4 protein-coding genes and 2 pseudogenes are annotated in these 4,327 nt (G+C 36.0%); 4 read left to right on the forward strand and 2 right to left on the reverse strand.

The window, feature by feature from the left end:
* Window positions 1–32: 32 nt before the first annotated feature.
* Together purU and sppA are read right to left on the reverse strand one after the other, a co-directional pair.
* Window positions 33–914 carry a formyltetrahydrofolate deformylase gene (gene purU / locus QT76_RS07650; RefSeq protein WP_033617262.1) on the reverse strand — a complete coding sequence of 294 codons (882 nt, stop codon included), beginning with the start codon at window positions 912–914 and terminating at the stop codon, window positions 33–35.
* Window positions 915–916: 2 nt separating this feature from the next.
* Window positions 917–1,795, reverse strand: coding sequence for a signal peptide peptidase SppA (gene sppA, locus QT76_RS07655; protein WP_033617263.1), 879 nt, complete (start codon window positions 1,793–1,795; stop codon window positions 917–919).
* Window positions 1,796–1,865: 70 nt separating this feature from the next.
* Here sppA and QT76_RS07660 point away from each other — a divergent pair, with 70 nt between their 5' ends.
* From QT76_RS07660 to QT76_RS08585, 4 genes and pseudogenes are all read left to right on the forward strand, one after another.
* Entirely contained in the window at window positions 1,866–2,114 is a 249-nt protein-coding gene (locus tag QT76_RS07660; RefSeq protein WP_000752199.1) for a hypothetical protein, read from the forward strand.
* 235 nt (window positions 2,115–2,349) lie between these two features.
* Window positions 2,350–3,112 (forward strand): annotated as a pseudogene (locus QT76_RS07665) (TIR domain protein).
* Entirely contained in the window at window positions 3,087–3,584 is a 498-nt protein-coding gene (locus QT76_RS07670; RefSeq protein WP_195741872.1) for a hypothetical protein, read from the forward strand. The pseudogene QT76_RS07665 and the gene QT76_RS07670 overlap by 26 nt, the downstream one beginning before the upstream one ends.
* Before the next feature lie 32 nt (window positions 3,585–3,616).
* Window positions 3,617–4,068 (forward strand): annotated as a pseudogene (locus QT76_RS08585) (hypothetical protein).
* The last annotated feature ends 259 nt before the right edge of the window (window positions 4,069–4,327 follow it).

Genomic DNA, 4,327 nt, shown 5'->3' on the forward strand with positions numbered 1-4,327 from the left:
CCAATAATCCTAGAGAGTGCTAATGGAAGCATTCAAAACACCACCGTTTTGTTTTCATGCACAAACACCCGATCTTCTAAAACGAGTTTTAACGCCCTAGCCAAAACCAGTTTTTCTATATCCTTACCCACTAGGCGCATTTTTTCCACGCTGTAATTGTGGTTAATGGGCAGAGTGTCTTGCAAGATAATTGGCCCGGCATCAAGGCTTTCATTCACAAAATGCGCCGTGGCCCCGATGACTTTCACGCCCCTTTCAAACGCTTGCTGGTAAGGGTTGGCCCCGATGAATGCGGGCAAGAAACTATGATGGATATTGAGAATCTGATTTTCATAGCGCTTCGTAAAATCATGGCTTAAAATGCGCATGTATTTGGCTAAAACGAGCAGATCCGCGCTCACTTTGTGTTTTAATTCCAAGTCTTTAATGATCGCTAAAACTTCTTTTTCATGCAAAATTTGATCAACACAAGGCGCGTAAAAATAAGGGATGTCAAATTTTTCCACTAAAGGGCGTAAAATCTCGTGATTAGAAATAACGCCTAAAATTTGAGCGTTCAATTCCCCCCCATACACCCTTAAAAGCAAATCCCCTAAGCAATGGTTCTCTTTAGTAGCGAGTAAAATAATGTTTTTTTTATGCGTTAAAATGACTTCAATGGATAGCTCGCTAAAGTTTTCTAGGGCTTTAAAAAGAGCGGTTTTTAGGGATCGCTCTTCTTGCTCTTTCATTTCAGTATTCAAGGGCTTGATTTCTTTTTGGATTTTTAGCCGCATGAAAAAGCGTTGTTTTAAGGGATCAACAAATTCATCGTTTTTGACGATGTTATAGCCCTTGTTAGCGATAGTACTACTTATTGCACTCACCAAGCCTTTAGAGTCTCTAGCTTGAATTTTTAAAATAAATTCTAACATCTTTATCTCATCAATAATTGATAGCCAAAGGCTTGCGTGATGATATTACTCGCTGATTGCGTGGCCTTTTCAATGAAGCGCTCCATAGGGCTTTTTTCTAGCCAATAGGCTTTTTTAACCTTACTCAATTCCATTAAGCGATCTTGGGCTTGTTTGATCGTGCTGATTTTATCAATGAGTTTTAATTTTAAAGCGTTTTGAGCGCTAAAAACCTTCCCTTCAGCAAAATCCTTATAATCCTTAGCGTCTAATTTCCTGGCTTTTGCGACATCATCCACAAACATTTGGTATTGCTCATTGACTAAATTTTGCAAAAATTCTTTTTCGTTAGGTTTCCATGCCCTGGTGAAAGTGCCTATTTCTTTATATTCGCCCGCATGCACGCCTTGAGTGGCTACGCCGACTTTATTGAGCAAATTTTCCACATTCGCGCCCGAAAAAATCACCCCAATGGATCCTATCAAACTCGCTTTAGAGGCATAAACTTCGCTCGCTTGCATGCCCGCATAATAGCTCCCGCTCGCCATAACCCCCCTAGCATACGCTAAAACGGGCATTTTTTGCTTCAAATCAGCGATTTTTTCGCTCAATTCCACGCTCGCTGACACTGCCCCACCAGGAGAGTCAATCAACAATAAAACGCCCTTAATGCTAGGGGTTTTTAGGATTTTATCCACTTCTTTGTCAAAATCATCGGTGCTAAAAATCGCCCCATTTAAATAGAGTTTAGCGAGATTGGGCGGTTCGCTTGGCGCGCTTTCTTTAGCGCTAAAAAAGACTAACACAATCAATAACAGCACAAACGATTTGAAATACTTCGTGATAAAATCTAAAGGCATAATGATTAAAGCCTTAAAGATTTTTTGAATGAAACTCCACATGCGGTTTTCCTAGACTTAAAAATTTGACCATAAGAGTGTATTATACTTCAAATGTTTTAAGGATTAAATCATGGCGTGTAAATTTTGCCCTAAGATCAGAAAAACAGATTGGATTTTTATTTTAATCGCCGCTTTAGGCTTTTATGCAGTCAATAAACTAGGGTATGCGCCCAAATTCAATACCCACACTTCAAAGCTTTCACGCTCTATTGAAAAGCCTGACAATATGACTGAAGAAGAAAGGAAAAAGCACTTTATTGAGTTGCAAAAAGAATGCTTACTCCATAAAGACAAGAAGGCATGCGAAGAGGTTTTTTAGATTGCATTTGTTGTTTTTTGTGCTTTTAGGGTCATTGTAGTTTTATACGCCCTTTTTGTTTGTAAAAAGGCTTTTTTTAGCGGTGGTTTTTAGTTATTCTAACAACCCCAAACACCCCAAAATTCAAGCACTCTTAAGCTAAGTCTAAGTCTACTATAATCAAAGGATTTTAAAGGGAACTTAAAATCGTATTTATATTTGAGAATTTGATAAAAATATTAAAGGAAAATATATCATGAAAGCCTTTGTGGTTGATTTAGATGAAAGAGAAAATTGTGAAGTTTTATGCAAGTTTCATTTTGACAGAGAGGGGAAAAATAAGCTTAAATACGCTTATTACGACAATCAAGCTGTTTCTAAACATGCATGAGGTAGCCAATAAGATTAAAACTCTCATTCAAAAGAGTCTAAAAAATAATGAACACACTTTGCTAAATCGCAATGAAATTAAAGAAGCCTTTTTTAATCCCTTACAAGAGCGATTAAATAAAACTAAGGTTTTTCTTTCTCATTCGCATATTGACATGGAAAATAATGATTTTTTAGGCGTTAAAAATATCAAGTCCTTTTTAGAACCATCCGATCGTTCTAATTTAATATTTATAGACTCTCTCTTTTGGGATTATAAAAATGATATTCTAAAAGAAATAAAAAAATATCATATTGATATAAGCAAGATTAAAGACGCTTTCACGCTCATTCTCAGAGAATCTTTAGAAAACATGATCAAAAAATGCCCCTATTTCGTGTTTTTACAGAGTAAGAATAGTGTTTCTAATCAAGGGCTATTGCGCAATCAAGATCTATTAAAAATCACTTATTCCGCATGGATTTATAAAGAATTAAAAATCGCTAACACTTTCATAGCTGACACCACCATAAAAGAATCACACATTAAAGCCATGCGTATTTCTTACGATATCACAAACTTATTAAGGAGGTTTAAACCTATCTCTCTTAATGGTTTGTGTAATGAAATTTTCTCAACTTTATTATAAAGGATCTAGAATGAAAACTTATCAAAAATTACTGGGCACGAGCTGTTTGGCGCTGTATTTAGTGGGCTGTGTGGGTGGCGGTAGCGCTGAATCGCCGATTGAGATGAGTATGAATAGCAAGGGAGAGTTTCAAATCGACTCCAAAGCAGATAGCGTTACTATTCAAGGCGTGAAGCTTAATAGAGGTAATTGTGCTGTTAATTTTGTTCCAGTAAGAGAGGCGGTTCAAATGGGTGTTTTAAGTCAAATTACTCCAATTTCTATGCAAGATTTTAAAGATATGGCAAGCGTTTATAAAGAATTTGATCAAAAGGAAAAGGTGGCAAACATAGAAAATAAAATTTCTCAATTAGAACAAAAGGGTTTGATGATGGAGCCTCAAATCCTTAAATTTGGAGAAAGTTTAAAAGGTATTTCTCAAGGGTGCAATATTATTATAGAAGCAGAAATACAGACCAACAAAGGCTCCTAGACTTTCAACTTTAACAGATAAATTGGGCAAATATGGACAATCATAACCCCACAGACAGAGAAAAAGAAAGAGCAAAAATCCTTATAGAAGAGCTTAAAATCTTGCAAGGCGTTATCAATAGAATGGCGCAAAATTCTTTAGAGTGCAAGAAATGGACACTCGCGCTCGCTGTGGGTGTCTTATCCCTTAAAATAGAAGCGATTTCTAATTCTTATGGGTTATGCGTTTTAGGGGTGCTACTTCTATGTTTTTGGTTTTTAGACGCTTATTATCTCACGCAAGAAAGGTCTCATTCAGGGAGCAATACCAATGGCTGATAGAAAACAGGCTTAAAACCGATGCAAGGTTATTTGAAGTCTTTCCTGCTCATCAAACTTGCCAATTAACGCAATTCTTATCTGCCATGCGTTCGCGTAGCCTTTTCCCCTATTGGGTGTTAGGTCTTTGTTTGGTAGGCTATGGTTTGTTTTTAATTCTGTTTTAATGAAGCACTGGCTATAAAACAACTTGACTCCAATCAAACAACAACTTTTAAAGCGTTTTAGAATTTAGGGTATCGCAAAATAACCCCTACTCCCTTATGATTTTCACTATAATTATAAAACTTTAGACAAAAAAGCAAGATCTAAGAAACCAATACAAACAAACTAAACACATTAAACATTAAATATAAAGACACTAACAACTAAAAATATAAGTATTAAGAAATAACAAACAATAAGCGAGTAAATATTAAAAACAAT

The sequence above is a fragment of the Helicobacter pylori SA37A genome (assembly GCF_000476015.1).
GTDB lineage: Bacteria > Campylobacterota > Campylobacteria > Campylobacterales > Helicobacteraceae > Helicobacter > Helicobacter pylori_DB.